The 16,624-nt window shown below is 63.0% G+C and carries 17 protein-coding genes and 1 tRNA gene; 12 read left to right on the forward strand and 6 right to left on the reverse strand.

What is annotated here, in order from left to right; all coding sequences use genetic code 11:
• Positions 1 to 2 precede the first annotated feature (2 nt).
• Positions 3 to 1,319 carry a serine hydroxymethyltransferase gene (glyA, locus tag JOE62_RS14540; RefSeq protein WP_204722903.1) on the reverse strand — a complete coding sequence of 439 codons (1,317 nt, stop codon included), beginning with the start codon at positions 1,317 to 1,319 and terminating at the stop codon, positions 3 to 5.
• A gap of 150 nt (positions 1,320 to 1,469) precedes the next feature.
• Here glyA and JOE62_RS14545 point away from each other — a divergent pair, with 150 nt between their 5' ends.
• Positions 1,470 to 2,129 (forward strand): GntR family transcriptional regulator, encoded by a 660-nt coding sequence (locus tag JOE62_RS14545; RefSeq protein ID WP_204722904.1) that lies wholly within the window; start codon positions 1,470 to 1,472, stop codon positions 2,127 to 2,129.
• On the opposite strand, the gene JOE62_RS14550 is transcribed toward JOE62_RS14545, so the two are convergent.
• Entirely contained in the window at positions 2,126 to 2,518 is a 393-nt protein-coding gene (locus tag JOE62_RS14550; RefSeq protein WP_204722905.1) for a helix-turn-helix domain-containing protein, read from the reverse strand. The genes JOE62_RS14545 and JOE62_RS14550 overlap by 4 nt on opposite strands.
• A gap of 242 nt (positions 2,519 to 2,760) precedes the next feature.
• Between JOE62_RS14550 and JOE62_RS16855 the strand changes: the two genes are divergently transcribed.
• The 9 genes from JOE62_RS16855 (at position 2,761) to JOE62_RS14605 (ending at position 12,215) form a co-directional block, all read left to right on the forward strand.
• On the forward strand, positions 2,761 to 4,077 hold the full coding sequence (locus tag JOE62_RS16855) for an SLC5/6 family protein (RefSeq protein WP_239543409.1): 1,317 nt from the start codon (positions 2,761 to 2,763) through the stop codon (positions 4,075 to 4,077).
• 4 nt (positions 4,078 to 4,081) lie between these two features.
• Positions 4,082 to 4,546 carry a nucleoside deaminase gene (locus tag JOE62_RS14570; protein ID WP_204722909.1) on the forward strand — a complete coding sequence of 155 codons (465 nt, stop codon included), beginning with the start codon at positions 4,082 to 4,084 and terminating at the stop codon, positions 4,544 to 4,546.
• A gap of 180 nt (positions 4,547 to 4,726) precedes the next feature.
• Positions 4,727 to 5,521 carry a creatininase gene (locus JOE62_RS14575; RefSeq protein ID WP_204722910.1) on the forward strand — a complete coding sequence of 265 codons (795 nt, stop codon included), beginning with the start codon at positions 4,727 to 4,729 and terminating at the stop codon, positions 5,519 to 5,521.
• Between the two features lies 1 nt (position 5,522).
• Positions 5,523 to 7,250 (forward strand): BCCT family transporter, encoded by a 1,728-nt coding sequence (locus JOE62_RS14580; protein ID WP_204722911.1) that lies wholly within the window; start codon positions 5,523 to 5,525, stop codon positions 7,248 to 7,250.
• A gap of 295 nt (positions 7,251 to 7,545) precedes the next feature.
• Positions 7,546 to 8,799, forward strand: a complete 1,254-nt coding sequence (locus JOE62_RS14585; RefSeq protein WP_038991777.1) for an aminopeptidase P family protein — start codon at positions 7,546 to 7,548, stop codon at positions 8,797 to 8,799.
• A gap of 194 nt (positions 8,800 to 8,993) precedes the next feature.
• Entirely contained in the window at positions 8,994 to 10,346 is a 1,353-nt protein-coding gene (locus JOE62_RS14590) for an MFS transporter (RefSeq protein ID WP_204722912.1), read from the forward strand.
• A gap of 31 nt (positions 10,347 to 10,377) precedes the next feature.
• On the forward strand, positions 10,378 to 11,151 hold the full coding sequence (locus JOE62_RS14595) for an IclR family transcriptional regulator (RefSeq protein ID WP_204722913.1): 774 nt from the start codon (positions 10,378 to 10,380) through the stop codon (positions 11,149 to 11,151).
• 2 nt (positions 11,152 to 11,153) lie between these two features.
• Positions 11,154 to 11,570: a cupin domain-containing protein gene (locus JOE62_RS14600; protein ID WP_204722914.1), complete on the forward strand. Its 417-nt coding sequence runs from the start codon at positions 11,154 to 11,156 to the stop codon at positions 11,568 to 11,570.
• Positions 11,571 to 11,627: 57 nt separating this feature from the next.
• The gene (locus tag JOE62_RS14605; protein WP_204722915.1) at positions 11,628 to 12,215 is read left to right on the forward strand and encodes an NADPH-dependent FMN reductase; all 588 of its coding nucleotides are present in this window, start codon (positions 11,628 to 11,630) and stop codon (positions 12,213 to 12,215) included.
• Positions 12,216 to 12,231: 16 nt separating this feature from the next.
• On the opposite strand, the gene JOE62_RS14610 is transcribed toward JOE62_RS14605, so the two are convergent.
• On the reverse strand, positions 12,232 to 12,804 hold the full coding sequence (locus JOE62_RS14610; protein WP_073707857.1) for a dihydrofolate reductase family protein: 573 nt from the start codon (positions 12,802 to 12,804) through the stop codon (positions 12,232 to 12,234).
• Between the two features lie 128 nt (positions 12,805 to 12,932).
• Positions 12,933 to 13,008 (reverse strand) — tRNA-Ala (locus tag JOE62_RS14615).
• A 189-nt stretch (positions 13,009 to 13,197) separates the two neighbouring features.
• Here JOE62_RS14615 and JOE62_RS14620 point away from each other — a divergent pair.
• Positions 13,198 to 13,623: a VOC family protein gene (locus JOE62_RS14620; RefSeq protein ID WP_204722916.1), complete on the forward strand. Its 426-nt coding sequence runs from the start codon at positions 13,198 to 13,200 to the stop codon at positions 13,621 to 13,623.
• 9 nt (positions 13,624 to 13,632) lie between these two features.
• Here JOE62_RS14620 and JOE62_RS14625 read toward each other — a convergent pair whose 3' ends face one another.
• Entirely contained in the window at positions 13,633 to 14,859 is a 1,227-nt protein-coding gene (locus JOE62_RS14625) for an MFS transporter (RefSeq protein ID WP_204722917.1), read from the reverse strand.
• A gap of 145 nt (positions 14,860 to 15,004) precedes the next feature.
• Here JOE62_RS14625 and JOE62_RS14630 point away from each other — a divergent pair, with 145 nt between their 5' ends.
• Entirely contained in the window at positions 15,005 to 15,946 is a 942-nt protein-coding gene (locus JOE62_RS14630; RefSeq protein ID WP_204722918.1) for an endonuclease/exonuclease/phosphatase family protein, read from the forward strand.
• On the opposite strand, the gene JOE62_RS14635 is transcribed toward JOE62_RS14630, so the two are convergent.
• The gene (locus tag JOE62_RS14635) at positions 15,943 to 16,617 is read right to left on the reverse strand and encodes an alpha-ketoglutarate-dependent dioxygenase AlkB family protein (RefSeq protein ID WP_204723321.1); all 675 of its coding nucleotides are present in this window, start codon (positions 16,615 to 16,617) and stop codon (positions 15,943 to 15,945) included. The two genes, JOE62_RS14630 and JOE62_RS14635, sit on opposite strands and share 4 nt — an antisense overlap.
• Positions 16,618 to 16,624: the final 7 nt, after the last annotated feature.

Here is a 16,624-nt window from a genome sequence, read left to right on the forward strand (position 1 = left end):
GATTATTCCGCTACTTTCTTGAGATTTGGGTAGAGTGGGTGGGCTTCAGCCAACGCCAGAACACGTTCCTTCAGCTCTGGCAGTGCAGCCGTATTGCCGTCGGCCCCAGCAATCAACGCCTGCGCAATAATCTCCGCAACCTCAGCAAACGCAGCCTCGGAAAAACCACGCGTCGCCAATGCCGGAGTACCAATGCGCAGGCCCGAGGTGACCATCGGCGGACGCGGATCAAACGGAACCGAATTACGATTCACCGTGATCTCCACCTGCGCCAGCAAATCCTCAGCCTGCTGGCCATCCAACTCGCTGTCACGCAGATCCACCAGCACCAAATGCACATCAGTACCACCAGTCAGCACGCTGATGCCCTTGGCTGCCACGTCGTCCTGGGTCAGGCGCTCGGCAAGGATCTTGGCACCAGCCAAGGTGCGCTGCTGGCGCTCCTTGAACTCTTCGGACGCAGCGATCTTGAAGGCTACAGCCTTGCCAGCAATCACGTGCTCCAGCGGGCCACCCTGCTGGCCTGGGAAGACTGCGGAGTTCAGCTTCTTGGCGATTTCAGCGTCGTTGGACAGGATGATGCCGCCACGAGGACCGGCGAGGGTCTTGTGGGTGGTCGAGGTGACCACGTGGGCATGCGGCACAGGAGACGGGTGCAGGCCTGCTGCGACCAGGCCAGCGAAGTGCGCCATATCCACGAACAGGTAGGCGCCGACCTTGTCGGCAATCTCGCGGAAGCGCTTGAAGTCCAGCTGGCGTGGGTACGCCGACCAGCCGGCAACGATCATCTTTGGCTGGTGCTCCACGGCAAGGCGCTCGACCTCGTCCATGTCCACAACGTTGGTCTCTTCGTTCACGCCGTAAGGAACGATGTTGAACAGGCGGCCGGAGAAATTGATCTTCATGCCGTGGGTCAGGTGTCCACCGTGAGCCAGGTTCAGGCCCAGTACGGTGTCGCCTGGGCGAACCAGCGCGTGGTACACCGACGCATTAGCCTGGGCACCGGAATGCGGCTGCACGTTCGCGAACTTCGCGCCGAACAACTCCTTGAGGCGCTCAATCGCCAACGTCTCGATGACGTCGACTTCTTCGCAGCCGCCGTAGTAGCGGCGGCCCGGGTAGCCTTCGGCGTACTTGTTGGTCAGCACCGAACCCTGCGCCTGCATGATGGCCTGGGCGGTGTGGTTCTCCGAGGCGATCATTTCCAGGCCGCGCTGCTGGCGAGCCAGCTCAGCGTCGATGCGCTGCGCCACCTCCGGGTCGAGATGCGCGAGGTCTGCGGTCAGGGAATCTGCCGCGAGTGTTGAAGCTTGTGCCATTGCCCATTCCTAAATGTATGAATTGCCGACAACTGATATATCAATCTGCAATTCACTGTATGATGGAACTCACACCCCGGTCAATGGGTAACCGAAAATATTTCAGCACGCAGTAACCCTGCGGAACAGAGCAAAGAAATCGGAGTCAGGATGACAATCACCACGCAGCTCCCCCTGGGTGCCGAATCGATGGCTGAGCGCGCCTACCAGGTCTTGCGCGACCGACTCATCATGATGGACATCGCCCCCGGTGACCCGATCAACGAAGCCCAGCTGGTCGCCGAGCTCGGAATCGGCCGCACTCCCCTACGCGAAGCGCTCAAGCGCCTGGAGGTCGACCACTTGGTGCAGTCCTACCCGCGCCGCGGCACCTTCGCTAGCCGCGTGGATATCACCGAACTAGCTGATATCACCGAAGTCCGGCAGGCCCTCGAGCCTTTGGCCGCAGCCAAAGCCGCCACGCTCCGGGGAGGCAGCGCGCGGGCTGGCATCCAGGCCACCCTGAAGGCGGTCCAGCAGCTCTCGGGCGAAAATCTGCGACGCACGCTCATGGAAAACGACCTCGAAGTGCACCGGCTGATCTACCAGGCAGCCGGCAACCATCATCTGGAGCAGACGCTGATCCGCTTGGATAATCTGGCCACTCGTATCTGGTGCATGGCGCTGGATCGCCTGCCCAGTATCGATGAGCACATCGGCGAGCACGTAGCATTGCTCCAGGCGATTCTCGATGGCCACGCGCAACGCGCGCAGGAACTGGCCCGGGAGCATATCGTCCATTTCGAGAAGTCGGTTCGGTCCGTTCTCTAGGTCCCTACACGCGGCGTGCGCACGTGTTGCGGCCTGCCCATGGCCAGCCAGCGGGCCAAATGCACCCGCAGCAGCCGGCCGCCTTCATGCAGGTCGCCGCCGAGCAGCGCGAAGATCCTCGCCAGGCGCTTATGAAGCGTCTGGCGCTCCAGATAGAGCTGATGGACTGCATTCGTCGTATTGCATCCGGCATCCAGCCACACCAGCAGCGTGGCCAGCCGCACGTTGCCGCGCTGGTCCTCGTACTGCAGCAAGTTCCCCAGCTGCTCTGTAATGAAATGATCCAGATCCTCCCGGTGCCCGAACTTCGCCGCCAGCCTCTCCAGCGCATGGTCCGACGCATCGCGCACCCTGCCCTGGTCCAGGGTGGACTCGGGAAATGATTCCAAGACCAGTGCCTCGGCCAGGGACCACTGCGCGCGCCAGATCCCCTCGGCCGAAGGGCCGGCGCAGCATTCAACCGACAGTCCCGCCAGGCCGCGGCGCAGGCTGGCGATCGCTTCCCGCCGGGCCCCGTGCGGATCACCCGAGGCGAGCGCGAGCAGCGCCTGGAGCCGTCCGCTCTCCAGCTAGGTGCGGATCGAGGGCAGCGCCTGGTGCAGCTGGCGCGGATCCTGGCCATGTCGTAGCTTTGGAATACCAGCATCAGCACCGGCTCGTCGCTGCCGATCTGCGCCTGCCGCGCCAAGTCAGCCACGAAGAGCCCGTCGGCGCCGCTGGCAATGGCCTGCAGCAGCGACGCATTGGCCGCCTGCACCCCACTCGGCCGGTAATGCTGGGCATAGGCCAGGCCGACGATGCTGCCCAGCCGTTCAGCCACCAGCTCCAGCCGCTCGGCGGACACCGACTCGGAGCCGGGGAGCACCTGCCGGGCTGCATTATCGCTGCCGATGAACAGGTCCGTGGCCACTTCCAACGCTTCGGCCTGCGCCACGCCAGCCCCGGCCGCCGGACTGGATTCGGCAATCATCCGGCCGCCCAAATCCTACAGCACCGCGCACGATCCCAGCGCCTGCTCGATCATTTCCAGCAGCTTCCGCAAGTTGGGTCCAGCCGAGACCATGTGCCTGGCCAGCAGCTGGGCAATCTCGTCGGCCTGCTGCAGGGCCTAGGCGTGCTCGGAGACGATGCGGCGGTTGGTTCTCTCGGCCAGTTCCACAAAGGGCACGGTGACTTCCAGCCGGAAAACCGGCTGCCCGATCTGCTGGGCATGCTCGATGAACCGCGCCGGGATCCTGGTTTCCGGAACCAGCGGCTCGAGCAACAAGGCCGCCACGCCGCGCTCGGACAGCGAATCCAGATAGGCCAGCTGCGCCTCGGGCTTCAGGTGGAAAACGGCTTCCCCGGTCGTGAGCAGCAGCTCGTTGCAGTGCAGCAGGCCGGCAATGCCGAACTTCTGCACAACTTCATTGCCTCCATCTCGGCCCGGGTCGTCACCCGGGGCGGCATCATGGCAGTGCCCTACTTCATTTTCGAGCGCAAGCACAAGGACTTCTCCTACCTATTCCTCGATCCGAAGTCCTCGCTCCTGGCGTCGGTCAACGGGTCGGCGTTCATCGCCTTCGCCGCCGGCCTCATGACGATTTGGATGCGCATGTACGGCTCGGTCCCGGCGCTGCAGGGCCCGATCGCAAGCGCCGTGGGCGGCATCGATTTCTCATGGCCGGGCGGAACGCTTACCAGCGCCGCGGTCTACTTCGCCCTGGGCTACCCCCGCTTCCGGGCCCGGATCAACGCCGGAGTTCCGCTGGGACTGAAGATGAACCTGTCCGAGGGTGCATTCATCAAGGAGTTCAGCAGCGCCGAGGACCCGCGCAAGGAGCAAGGAGCAGCATGTGGCCAGCAGGCCGGCTGCTCTTCCCGAACCAGATGCCGCTCCAGAGAAGGCCCCGGCTGGCAACTGACCTGCCGGAATAAAAGAATAGGCTGGCGCAGGAAGAAAGGATGACCTGATGAACCAGGAAATGATTGACGAGGCAGGCTACGAGGCGGCGCTGCAGGCTGCGCGCACCGGCGCTGCCGAAGGCGGAGTGCCGATTGGCTCCAGCCTGGCCGGAGCGAAAGGAGTCATTGCCACCGGGCACAATCGGCGGGTGCAGCAGTCGGATCCGACCGGGCATGCCGAAATCGACGCCCTGCGCTCGGCCGGACGGCGCACCAGCTACCGCGACCTCACCCTGTACACCACACTGGCTCCCTGCGCCCTGTGCTCCGGAGCCATAGTCCTGTTCAAGATCCCGCGGGTAGTGGTTGGCGAGGCCCACACCTTCGGCGGGGAGATCGCCTGGCTGCGCGAGCGCGGCGTGCAGGTCGAGGTCCTGCAGGACGAGCGCGCCCAGGCGCTGATGGAGCGCTTCATCTCCGAGCACCCCGAGATCTGGAACGAGGACATTGCCGAGGAGCCGGCTGGCAGCTGAGCGCTTGCCGCGGCCCGCGAAAGGAATTCAGCAGTTATTGGCAATTAACACTCTTGACTGTGAGATGCACCACTGGAATGATTCAGTGCAACAGTGTTGCACTCATCGCAACCAAAATTTTCCAGGATCTCGCAAGGCGATCACCCTTTCCCAACTCCTGCCATTGCCTAGGAGGCAACGATGCCCTCTGTGTTCATCGAAGAACTCGACGCCGAATTTTACGCCACAATGGTGACCCGCGAAGGCTCGACCATCATCATCCCGACCGGAGCCACCGAGCAGCACGGCCCGCACATGCCACTAGGCGTGGACGCCATGCTGTCCAGGGCCATCGCCGGCATCGTGGCCGAGAAGATCGGCGCCCTGGTTGCTCCGGTCTTCTCCTACGGATACAAGTCCCAGCCGCGTTCCGGCGGCGGCAACCACCGGGTCGGCACGACGAGCCTGGGCGCCGCGGCCCTGACTGGCATGGTCGACGACGTGGTCACGTCCTTCATCGCCCAGGGCTTCACGAACGTCGTCGTGCTCAACGGCCATTTCGAGAACTACCAGTTCATCTACGAGGGCCTTGACAACGCCGTCGCCCGCGCCCGCGCCACGGGGTCCGAATCCCGTGCCGTACTGCTGTCCTATTGGGACTTCGTCGACGAGGCAACGTTGGAAAAGGTATTCCCTGACGGCTTCCTGGGATGGGATATCGAGCACGGAGGGGTGCTTGAGACCTCGCTGATGCTCCTGTTGCATCCGCAGAAAGTGGACATGACCCGCGTGGTGGACCACCCGCCGGCCAAATTGACCCCGTACGACATCTTCCCCGAGGATCCCGCGCGCACCCCGGCTACCGGCTGCCTCTCCAGCGCCGCCGGCGCCAGCGCCGAAAAGGGCCAACTGCTGCTGGATGCGGTCACGGCTGCCGTAGCCGATTCGCTCCAGGGCGAGCTGCTCCTGGGATCCATCCAGGTGGAGGTCGAGTAGCATGTCCCTCAACGAAACCGAACGGAAGAACGCCCGGAAGGGCGAGGGCTCAAGCCAGGCGCCCGTCGAAGTGCCCCGTTTCATGGGACGCGTGATCCCGCCCTTGGATCGCCTGCTCATCCGGATTATCCCGCCCGCATTGATCGTCGCGGTGCTGCTCTGGGTACTGCTTTCCCCCGAGCAGGCATCGGCGGCCATCTCCGAGATGCGCACCTTTGTCACCGGGAAATTCACTTGGCTGTTCATCCTGTACTCGGTCTTCACCGTGGTGATGTGCCTCTGGCTGTCGATGAGCAAGGTGGGCAGAATCCGCCTAGGCGGGCCCAAGGCCAAGCCCGAGCACAGCAAGTTCGCCTGGTATTCCATGCTCTTCGCCTGCGGCCAGGGCATCGGCCTGATCTTCTGGTCTGTCGCAGAACCGATCATGCTGCGCGACGAGAACCCTGTCATCCCATCCACCACGCCTGCCGGCGCAGCCGAAGGCGGGATCGTGTGGACCTACTTCCACTGGGGACTGACCGCCTGGACCATGTACTGCGTGGTGGCGGTCTGCTTGGCCTATTCGCACCACAACCTGGGCAAGACGCTGACCTTCCGCGAAGCCACCGTGGACCTCCTGCCCCGCTGGTCGCGACGCGGTGCGGGCGTGGTCATCGAGCTGCTGGCCATCATCGCCACCGTGCTAGGCCTGGCGACCTCGTTCGGATTCGCCGCCTTGCAATTCACTTCCGGGCTTTCCTCGTTCACCGGCCTGTCGTCCAGTCCTGCACTGTGGCTGGTGGTCATCGCGATCTTCGCCGGCATCACCTGCATCTCCGCCATCGTGGGCATCAGCAAGGGCATGGCGCGCATTTCCAGCCTGAACTCCATTCTGAGCATCGTGCTGGTCGGTGCGGTGCTGGTCTTCGGCCCGACGCTATATATCGTCTCGATGCTCTCGCAGACCTTTGGCAGCTTCATGGCCAATTTCGTGAATATGAGCCTCTGGACCGATGCCAGCATCACCTCCAGCCCCCTAGCCAGCTGGCAGGACAGCTGGAATGGCTGGTGGACGGTATTCATCTGGTGCTGGGTCATCGCCTTTTCGCCGTTCGTGGCAGGGTTCATCGCGCGGATTTCGCGCGGCCGCACCATCCGCGAATTCGTCATCGGCGTGACCATCATCCCCACGCTCATCGTGATGATCTGGGTCGGAGTCATCGGGGCGAGCGCGATCTACTATGACGACGCGAGCAACCGGAGCATCAGCGATGCCGTGTCCGCGGACACCTCGGCCGGCCTGTTCGCGATGCTCGAGCACCTTCCGCTGGTCGGCACGATCCTGCTGGTGGTCTCCACCATCCTGGTCGCGACCTACTATGTCACCTCGCTGGATTCCGGGATCTATGCGCTCAGCGAGTTCGTCTCGGCGCCGAACAAGTCCGGACCGGTCTTCCGCGTGGTGCTGGTGCTGAGCATCGCCACCGTCGCCACGGTGCTGCTCACCCTGGGCGGCACGGCGGTGGTCGATACGGTCCAGACGGGCACCATCATCGGAGCCTTCCCGTTCTCCTTCGTGATCATCCTGATGATCATCAACCTGATCCGCAGGCTGCTCAAGCGCGACAAGGCAATCAAGCAGCTAGAGAAGGACATCAACAACCCCGACCCGAACCTTGTTTTCGTCGCTGATCCCGACGGCGATGGGGCGATCCTCAAGGAAGTCCCAGGGCAGGAACGGCACACCTAGGCAGTGGATCCGGCATCGGAACGAAGGCCGCGGAACTCGTCATATTGAGTTCCGCGGCCTTCTTAATTGCCGCTTTACCGCCTCATGCGTACAGGCCAACACCGATTTTCCGGCTTCGGGAAAAAGTTTTCACAAGCACCCTTGACAGTGACGCAGGGCACACATAATCTAAATGCAACGGCGTTGCAGTGAGCGCAACACGTAAATCTTCTCCGGCGATTCCCATGAATCCTCGCAATCCATCTGATTGGGCCGGCCTCCCTTGACAGTTGATTTCCCACAAGGAGCCAAAACCATGACTACCGCCAATATCGCCACCAATGTTTCCGAACTGGCCCGACTGAAGACCCTGCACAACGGCGCCAAGGAGCAGCTGACCTTCTCGGATGCCGAGTTCGAGCGCCGCCTGGCCGGCCTGCGCCAGATCATGGCCGCGAAGTCGCTGGACGCGGTCATCCTGACCAGCTACCACGGCATCAAGTACTACTCGGACTTCCTGTACACCACCTTCGGCCGCAACTACGCGCTGGTGGTCACCGCCAGCAACTCCACCACCGTCACCGCGAACATCGATGCCGGCATGCCATGGCGCACCAGCTACGGCGACAACATCGTGTACACCGACTGGAAGCGCGACAACTTCTTCTACGGCCTGCAGGAAGCACTTAAGCGCGACGGCGTGAAGGCAACCCGGATCGGCGTGGAAGACGACTTCCTGCCGGGCCGCACCCGCCAGCAGATCGCCGACACCTTCGACGGCGCAACCCTGGTGGATGTCTCGCAGGACGCCATGCGCCAGCGCATGATCAAGTCCGCCGAGGAAATCGAGGTCATCAAGCACGGTGCACGCATCGGCGACCTGGGCGGCGAAGCCATCAAGGCAGCGATCCGCGAAGGCATCAGCGAATACGAGGTCGCACTGATCGGCACCGAGGCCATGGTGCACGAGATCGCCAAGACCTTCCCACACCGCGAAGTGCGCGACACCTGGGTCTGGTTCCAGTCCGGCATCAACACCGACGGCGCCCACAACTGGGCCACCACCCGCAAGCTTCAGCGCGGCGACATCCTGTCGCTGAACTGCTTCCCCATGACTTCCGGCTACTACACCGCACTGGAGCGCACCCTGTTCCTGGGCGAGCCGGATGCCCGCAGCCTGGAACTGTGGAACATCAACGTCGAGGTGCACAAGCGCGGCCTGGAGCTGATCAAGCCCGGTGCTGTCTGCAAGGACATCGCCGCCGAGCTGAACGAGATCTACATCGCCCACGGCCTGCTGCCGAACCGCACCTTCGGCTACGGCCACTCCTTCGGCGTGCTCTCGCACTACTACGGACGTGAAGCCGGTCTGGAGCTGCGCGAGGACATTGAGACTGTCCTGGAGCCAGGCATGGTCGTCTCGATGGAACCGATGATCACCGTCATGGACGGCGAGCCAGGTGCCGGCGGCTACCGCGAGCACGACATCCTGGTCATCGGCGAGGATAACACCGTTGAGAACATCACCAAGTTCGGTTTCGGTCCGGAGAACAACATCATCGACGCCTAAAGGCGAGCGATAACCGTGGGGCGGGGCCCGAACCCCGCCCCACGGTTGCCTTAACCAACTGATGCGCGGCATGCACGGGGGCTGCGCCAAGAACCGAGGACCACCTACCTGGTCCATAGGAACACTTCATCATTCCAGCGGCAAAGAAGCCAGAACTGGCCCAAGCCGCTACCCTCCAGAGGCGGTTTCGCACCATGAACCATTCCAGCAACTCCCCACTGCAAGCCACTGACGCAACCGCGGCCGCGCCGGCCACCGGCACAGCTGCATCCCGTACCATTGATTCGAAGACCCGTCGCAAGGTGATCACTGCCAGCTTCATTGGCAACTTCGTGGAGTGGTTCGATTACGCGGCCTACGGCTATCTGGCCGTTACCATCGCCGCGGTGTTCTTCCCCAGCGACGATCCGCAGGCGGGTCTGCTGATGACCTTCGGGGTCTTCGCCCTCTCCTTCCTGGTCCGCCCCATTGGAGGCTTCATTTGGGGGCATCTGGGTGACAAGATTGGCCGGCGCGAGGCCCTGTCTTGGTCGATTCTGCTGATGACCGGCGCCACCTTCTGTATCGCGCTGCTGCCTGGCTACGCGTCCATCGGTTTCGGAGCGCCGCTGCTGCTCTTGGCCTTGCGGCTGGTCCAAGGCTTCTCCGCCGCCGGCGAGTATGCCGGAGCCTCGGCCTTCCTAGTCGAGTACGCCCCAGCCAACCGGCGCGGCCTGTACGCAGCAGTCGTTCCGGCAAGCACTGCCACCGGCCTGCTTTTCGGTTCGTTGATGGCCGCCGGGCTGACCGGATTGCTCTCAACTGAGGATCTGGAGACCTGGGGCTGGCGCATTCCGTTCCTGCTGGCGGCTCCCTTGGGGCTAATCGGCCGCTACATCCGCACCAAGCTGGAAGACTCTCCAGCCTTCGTTGAAGCATCCGAGTCCGGTGCACCTGAAAGCTCCCCGGTCGGGTCATTGCTGAAGAACCACTGGCGCAAGCTGCTCCAGGCCGCAGGGGCGGTCCTGCTGAACGCCGTCGGCTTCTACGTCATCCTGTCCTACATGCCGACCTACCTGTCCGAGGAACTCGGACTGGACGCCACTCGTTCCTACCTGGCCACCACCGTTGCACTGCTGACCTATGTTGGTTTCATCTTCCTCACCGGCATGCTTTCGGATCGCTTCGGCCGCAGGCGGGTATTGATCAGCGCATCAGTCATGTTCGTCCTCTTCACCGTGCCAGCCTTCATGGCTCTGGAATCGGGAAACTTCCTAGTGATCGTCCTGGTCCAGATTCTGCTCGGCGCAATGCTCACACTCAACGACGGCACGCTACCAAGCTACCTCGCCGAAATGTTCCCGACCAAGGTCCGCTACTCGGGCTTCGCGGTCTCGTTCAATCTCTCGAATGCGCTCTTTGGCGGAACCGCGCCATTCGTCGCAACCTTGCTGATTGCCACCAGCGGCAATGTCCTGGCTCCAGGTTGGTACTTGATGGCTGCAGCCGTTGTTTCGCTCGTGGCAGTAGCCTGTTCAGTGGAAACCAGCCGCAAACCGTTGGCATGAGCCGTAGGATAGTAGCAACTCAGGAGGGAAAATGACTGAAACCCGTAGCGAGACACGAGGTGCCTCGGTAATCGTCAACGTGCTCGATGTGCTTCGATGCTTCACCGTTGAGCACCCGGTAGTCGGCGTCACCGAAATCGCTGAACAGGTAGGCCTTCACAAGTCAAGCGTCTCGCGGATCCTTAACACGCTCGAGCAGGAACGCGTGGTGGATAGGGAAGAGGAAACCCGCAAGTACCGTTTGGGAGTAGGACTGATTGCCATCGCCGGCCCATTGCTGGCCAATCTGGACGTGCGCCAGGTTGCCTACCCCCTACTGGAAGACCTGCGCGAAGCGACCGGCGAGACCGCAGTGCTGAACATCTGGGACGGCAGCGAGTCGATTTCCGTGGAACAGCTCTCATCCACCCATCCGGTCAAGCACACCTCGGTCATGGGATCCCGGTACCGTTCGGGGCTGAGCGCCACCGTTCAGGTATTCCTCGCCAACGAGGAACCAACGCGCCGCGCGGAGCTGATCTCCAGCGGCGAGATCGATCTGGCCGGCATCCCCCCCGTTGAATACGAGGCACGCCTGGATCTGGTGCGCGAACGCGGCTATGCGGTCAACTACGGAGAGACCTCCGCAGAAGAAGTCGGGGTGGCCGCTGGAATTCTCGATCACCGGGGTGAGCTTGTCGCCTGCGCCATGACCGCCGCCCCGTACTACCGCATCGGCGCCGACGAACTGGAGCAGCTGTGCTCCAGCACCCGGATCGCGGCACGGCGCATCAGCACGAGGCTCGGATACCACACGGAAGGTTAGCCATGGGCCCGTTCGAAGCACGTGATGCCTACGCCTTCGACTACCGGATGCACGAAGGCTCGGCCATGAAAGTCAGCCACCATTTCGCCGGGCACACCGGGATGCCGGTGGCCATCCAGACCTGGGTGATTGAACCAGGCGGCTTCGAGGGCTTCCACCGCCACGAGGGACAGGCGGCGTTGCAGGAGTTCTACCAGGTGATCGAGGGGCAGGAGACGATGCGGGTCGGCGAGCGCGAATACAAGCTGAGCCCGGGCGACAGCATCTTGGCCTATGCAGGGGTGGGCCACGACCTGCGCAATACCGGTACGGATGCCCTGCGAGTCCTAGTCGTTTGGGGGCCTGCGGGCGATGCCGACTTCTCGGCCTTCGGTTCGCACCAGCTAGCGCAACGGGACCGGGCCGGCGGCGTGGCTTAGCTGGGAGTATGCCCAAGGCTCTTTGGCTGGGTGCATGCCCGGTGCTGAAGTGGTGCCATGAGTTACAACATCGGCTATTTCGTTGGTTCGCTCGCTTCGAACTCCATCAACCGCGTCGTGTCCAAGGCGTTGATTGCCTTGGCACCCGAAAACCTCAGCTTCACGGAAATCCAGATCGGCAACCTGCCCTTGTACAGTGCTGACTACGATGCCGACTACCCGGAAGCAGGGACCGCTCTGAAAAAGGCCATTGAAGCCTCGGACGGGCTGCTGTTCATCAGCCCGGAGTTCAACCGGTCGATTCCCGGTGCGCTGAAGAATGCCATCGACTGGGGTTCCCGGCCCTGGGGCACCAATTCCTTCGCCCGCAAACCCACCGGCCTGCTCGGCGCCTCACCCGGAGCTATCGGCACCGCGGTCATGCAGTCCAGCATGCGCAGCGTGCTCAGCTTCCTGGATGCCCCTCAGCTGAACTCCCCCGAGGTCTATCTGCAGTACCGTCCCGAGGACTTCGGCGAGGACGGAAGCATCAGCAACGCGGACACGGAGAAGTTCCTGGCCCACTACATGGGCGAGTATGCGGCGTTCGTAGAGCGTGTGCTCGACTCAACCGCCCCGGGCCACATCGGCGACGAAGGTATGTAGTCGCCGCTAACGGCCGCTAGGCCCGCGAGTACTCGGCAAGGGAAACACCAGAGGCAAAGGACTGCATGCTTTCCAGCTTCCAGCTCTCCGGGGCATATCCGGTGTCTCCGAAGAGCCTGACTCCCGACCCGAACATCACCGGCTGGATTTTCAACGCCAGCCGGTCGATGTCTGTGCGCAGCCTGGCCGCCAGTTGCCCGCCGCCGCATAGCCAGATGCCCTCCCCTGGCTGGGCCTTGAGATCGCGGATGACCTCCCTCGGATCCGCGTTGGTGAACTGCACCGCTTCGCTCCCCTCGGGTGACGAGTGCTCTCTCGTGAACACAATCTGCTTCAGATGCGCATAGGGGTTGGGCAGTGCCGGCAAGCCGACGGCGTAGGTATTCCAACCCATCAGCACCGTGTCGAAGGGGCACCCGTCGATGGGCAGTCCGGCTGCCTCCGCCAGTTGGGTCGGCGCCGTGCCGCGATAGCGCTCCCAGATGGGCGCTGCGTGCTCACCCTCCACTGCGAAAGCATCGAATTCGCCGTTCGGACCGGCAATGTATCCGTCCAGGCTCATTGCAACGAAGTAGGTCAGTTCCCGCATTCTTCTCCCTTGGCTCATGGCCGGAGGCCAGGTGAATTCTGGGCTAACCCTACCGCACTGGCGAGCGCGAGCTGGGGAGAATGAAAAAACCGGGAAGCACCTTTTGGATGCTTCCCGGTTTTTTCATTTGGTGGAGGTAAGGGGATTCGAACCCCTGACCTTCTGCATGCCATGCAGACGCGCTACCAACTGCGCCATACCCCCAAATGAGGCGGTTTCAGCAGTTTGAACAACTCCTGAACCGAGATAAAACTCTACCGGAGCCTTATCGAAAACACCAAACCGGGAACTCGAGACGCTGATCACATCCGGCTATTCACACGATGCCCTCGTAGTGGAAGAATGTGGGCGGGACCTACCGGTCCCACCACTTCCTTCGAAAGGCGCATTCCCATGAGCATCGGACTGACCCCCTATCTGCGTTTCGCCGGAGACGCCAAAGAAGCGATGGAGTTCTACCACCAGGTACTAGGTGGCGAGCTTTCCATGATGACCTTCCGGGAAGGCGCGAATGAAGGCAATCCAGCCTTCGCCGACCAGATCATGCACTCCTCGCTATTCGTCGAGCGCGGCCTGCACCTCATGGCCTCGGACACCCCGCCGGAAATGGACGTCCGGGGCAACGGCGTGATGGCGCTGAGCAGCGACGGGACAACCGGAGCCGATGCAGAAACCCTGACCAAGTGGTGGGAAGGCTTGGCCGAGGGCGGCCAGATCAATATGCCATTGGAGAAGGCACCGTGGGGCGACTCCTTCGGAGAGCTGCGCGACAAGTTCGGCGTAATCTGGATGTTCAACATCACCGCGGTCGCGAGCTAGCCCAAGCAGCTAGTGGGTGCCTGCCTGCTCGCGGGCTTCCAAGGCTTCGCGGCCCACGAGCAGGCCCACCTTCTTCGCGCGGATCTGGGTGATCCACGCAATCAGCAGGCCCAGGGCGGCCAAGCCGGCACCGACCACCGACGGGGCACGGAAGCCATAGCCGGCAGCGATCACCGCGGCACCCAGCGCGGCGCCCAACGCATTGGCGACGTTCAGCGCCGAGTGGTTCAGCGAGGCGGCCAGCGACTGCGCATGCGGAGCCGAGTCCATCAGGAGGGTCTGCAATGCAGGGATCAGCAGGGAACCCACCGCCCCCATCACGAAGACCATGATCATCGTGGGAACGACCCAGCTGGTCACGGCAGCGAAAATCAGCATGGTCGCGATCATGAAGACCGACGACAGCTTGATTGCGCCGAAGATCGACCAGTCGGCCAGCCTGCCACCGACCAGCGAGCCGACCACCATGCCCACGCCGTAGAGCGCCAGGGCCAGCGGTACCAGCTCGATCGGCAGGCCCGCCTCTTCGGTCAGCGTAGGCGAGATGTACGAGTACACCGCGAAGAAGCCGCCGAATCCGACAATGCCGGTGAGCATCGCCAACCAGACCTGGGCGCTGCGCAAGGCAGACAGCTCGCGGCGGATGCTCGCTCCGGCGTCAATCTTGCGCCACGGCACGAACACGCTGATCAGCACGGCGGTCAACACGCCAACCGCGGTGACTACCAGGAACATCGAACGCCAGCCATATTCCTGGCCCAAGCGGGTCACCAGCGGAACACCGGCAACGTTGGCCACCGACAGCCCGAGCATGACCCAGGCGATGGCGCGTCCGCGCATCGTGGCAGGAACCAGGCTGCCTGCGAGCACACCCGCCAGCCCGAAGTAGGCCCCGTGCGGCAGGCCCGCAAGGAAACGGGTCACCAGCATGGTGCTGTAGTCGGGGGCGAAGAACGAGGAGAGGTTGGCGAGCGTGAAGAAGAGCATCAGCAGCTGCACCGCACGCTTGCGCGGGATCTTGGCGGCCAGCGCGGTGAGCACCGGCGCGCCCACCACCACGCCAATCGCGTAGGCGCTGATCATCAGGCCCATCTGCGCATAGCTCACCTCAAGATCGGCAGCGCCTTCCTGGAGCAGGCCCATCATGGCGAATTCCGTGACGCCGATGCCGACGCCGCCCATCGCCAAGGCGAGGATTGCCAGCAGCAATTTTCCGCCAGATAAGTAGGCAGTCATTCAAGTTCTCAATTCGTGGCAGGGTCTTGGGACGCGGCTCCCTCGGCGCTCTTACCCATCGTAGTGACTGCATCGTGCGAGACTGGCAATCCCCTAGCCGAAAATTACGATTCCCACAGTATTTTGTGCCACTCTATTAAGTCCTATGGCTCATTCATCGCATCAACGCCTGTCGGCCTCGCGAATTATCGCGAGGTTCTTCTTTGCCCTGCTCTGCCTCGCGCTGGCCGGACTGATGGTGTTCCACCAGCAGATCCCCGATGTCATGGGCCTTGGATTGATCGTCGACAATCTGGCCCCGTGGATGGGCCTGGGAATTCCAGCGCTCCTGCTGATGGCCTTGGTGGTGCGCGGGCGCATCAGCTTCATCGCGCTGCTTGTGCCCATGGCCGTCTGGGCTGTCCTCTTCGGACCGGCGTTCCTGCCCTCGGATCAGCGCGTCCCGGACGCTTCGCTGCAGGTCGGGACGCAAAACGTCCACGAGTCCGCCGGTGTGCAAGCCGCCCGCGAGCTGGCCGCGCACGGAGCACAGGTCATCACCCTACAGGAAATCGGCGAAGGCCAAGAACCTGAGATCACCGCCGAGCTGGCCGAAACCCACCCCTACCGCTACATGGTCAGCACCGTCGGGGTGTGGAGCGCCTATCCGCTGAAAAACCCGGAACCCCTGGACCTGGGCCTGGGCTGGGACCGCGCGTTGCGGGTTGACGTGGCCAGCGGCAACGGCGACGTGCGACTGTACGCGGTGCATGCAGCGTCGGCCAGGCCTACCGGTCACCACGAGCGGGACATGATGCTCAGTTCGCTGGCCGGCTACTTGGCCGAAGACGATTCTTCGAAGATCGTAGCGGCCGGCGATTTCAATGCCACCAGGTCCGACCGCCACTTCGCACCGGTCGCCAACCAGTTGCAGGAAGCCCACTACAGCGACTGGGGCCTGGCCCTGACCTGGCCGCGGACGATGTTCCCGATGCTCGGCATCGACCATGTGATGCTGCGCGGAGTCGAATCAGCCGGCTTGGAGCGTCTGGAAATCGCCGATTCCGACCACTACGCGCTGGCGGCCACCATCGATCTGGGGAACTAGACCGCTTCCAGCCCGGTCTGGCGCAACGTGATGTTGATCCTCCCGCCACCAAGTCCGAGGCCTGCCGGCGCGGTCCCGGCATGGATCTTCGTCACCCCGTGATAGGCGAAGCGTGAGGGGCCGTCGAAGACAAACAGGTCTCCCGAGGCCAGCCGGATCTCTTGCCATGGCCGGTTGCGGTTCTCCGTATTGCCCAAGCGGAACGTTGCCGAATCGCCGATGGACAATGAAACCACCGGCGCGTTAATCCGCTCTTCGGCGTCCTGGTGCATGCCCATCACCGCGTGCGCATCGTAGTAGTTCACGATGGCGGCATCCGGCTGGTACTCCTGCGCGCGCTGCGGATCCCCGGTAGCCTCGGCTACCGCCTGCTTGCCCAGGCGGACCAGCCAGTCTTCCATGGGCGCCACGGTTTGGCCGCCCAGGTCGCCAGCGGTCCTTGAATAGCTGCCCGGGCTCCAATGCCAGCCCAGGCACAGGCTTTGCACGCTCATCGGATGCCCGTTGATACGAGTACGGTGCGGCGGAACCGGCCCGCTGCCCCACTCGAAGAAACGCCGCACGATCCCCTGCTGCGCAGCCGCGTCCAGCCATCCCGGCAAGTGCCAGGCGCCTGGGCGCACCGCTCCCCCGGTGCGGGGCAACGCACTGTCATCGAAAAGCGACTCCATGCTTCCA

Origin of the sequence: Glutamicibacter nicotianae (genome assembly GCF_016907615.1) — a bacterium.
GTDB classification, from domain to species: Bacteria; Actinomycetota; Actinomycetes; order Actinomycetales; family Micrococcaceae; genus Glutamicibacter; species Glutamicibacter nicotianae.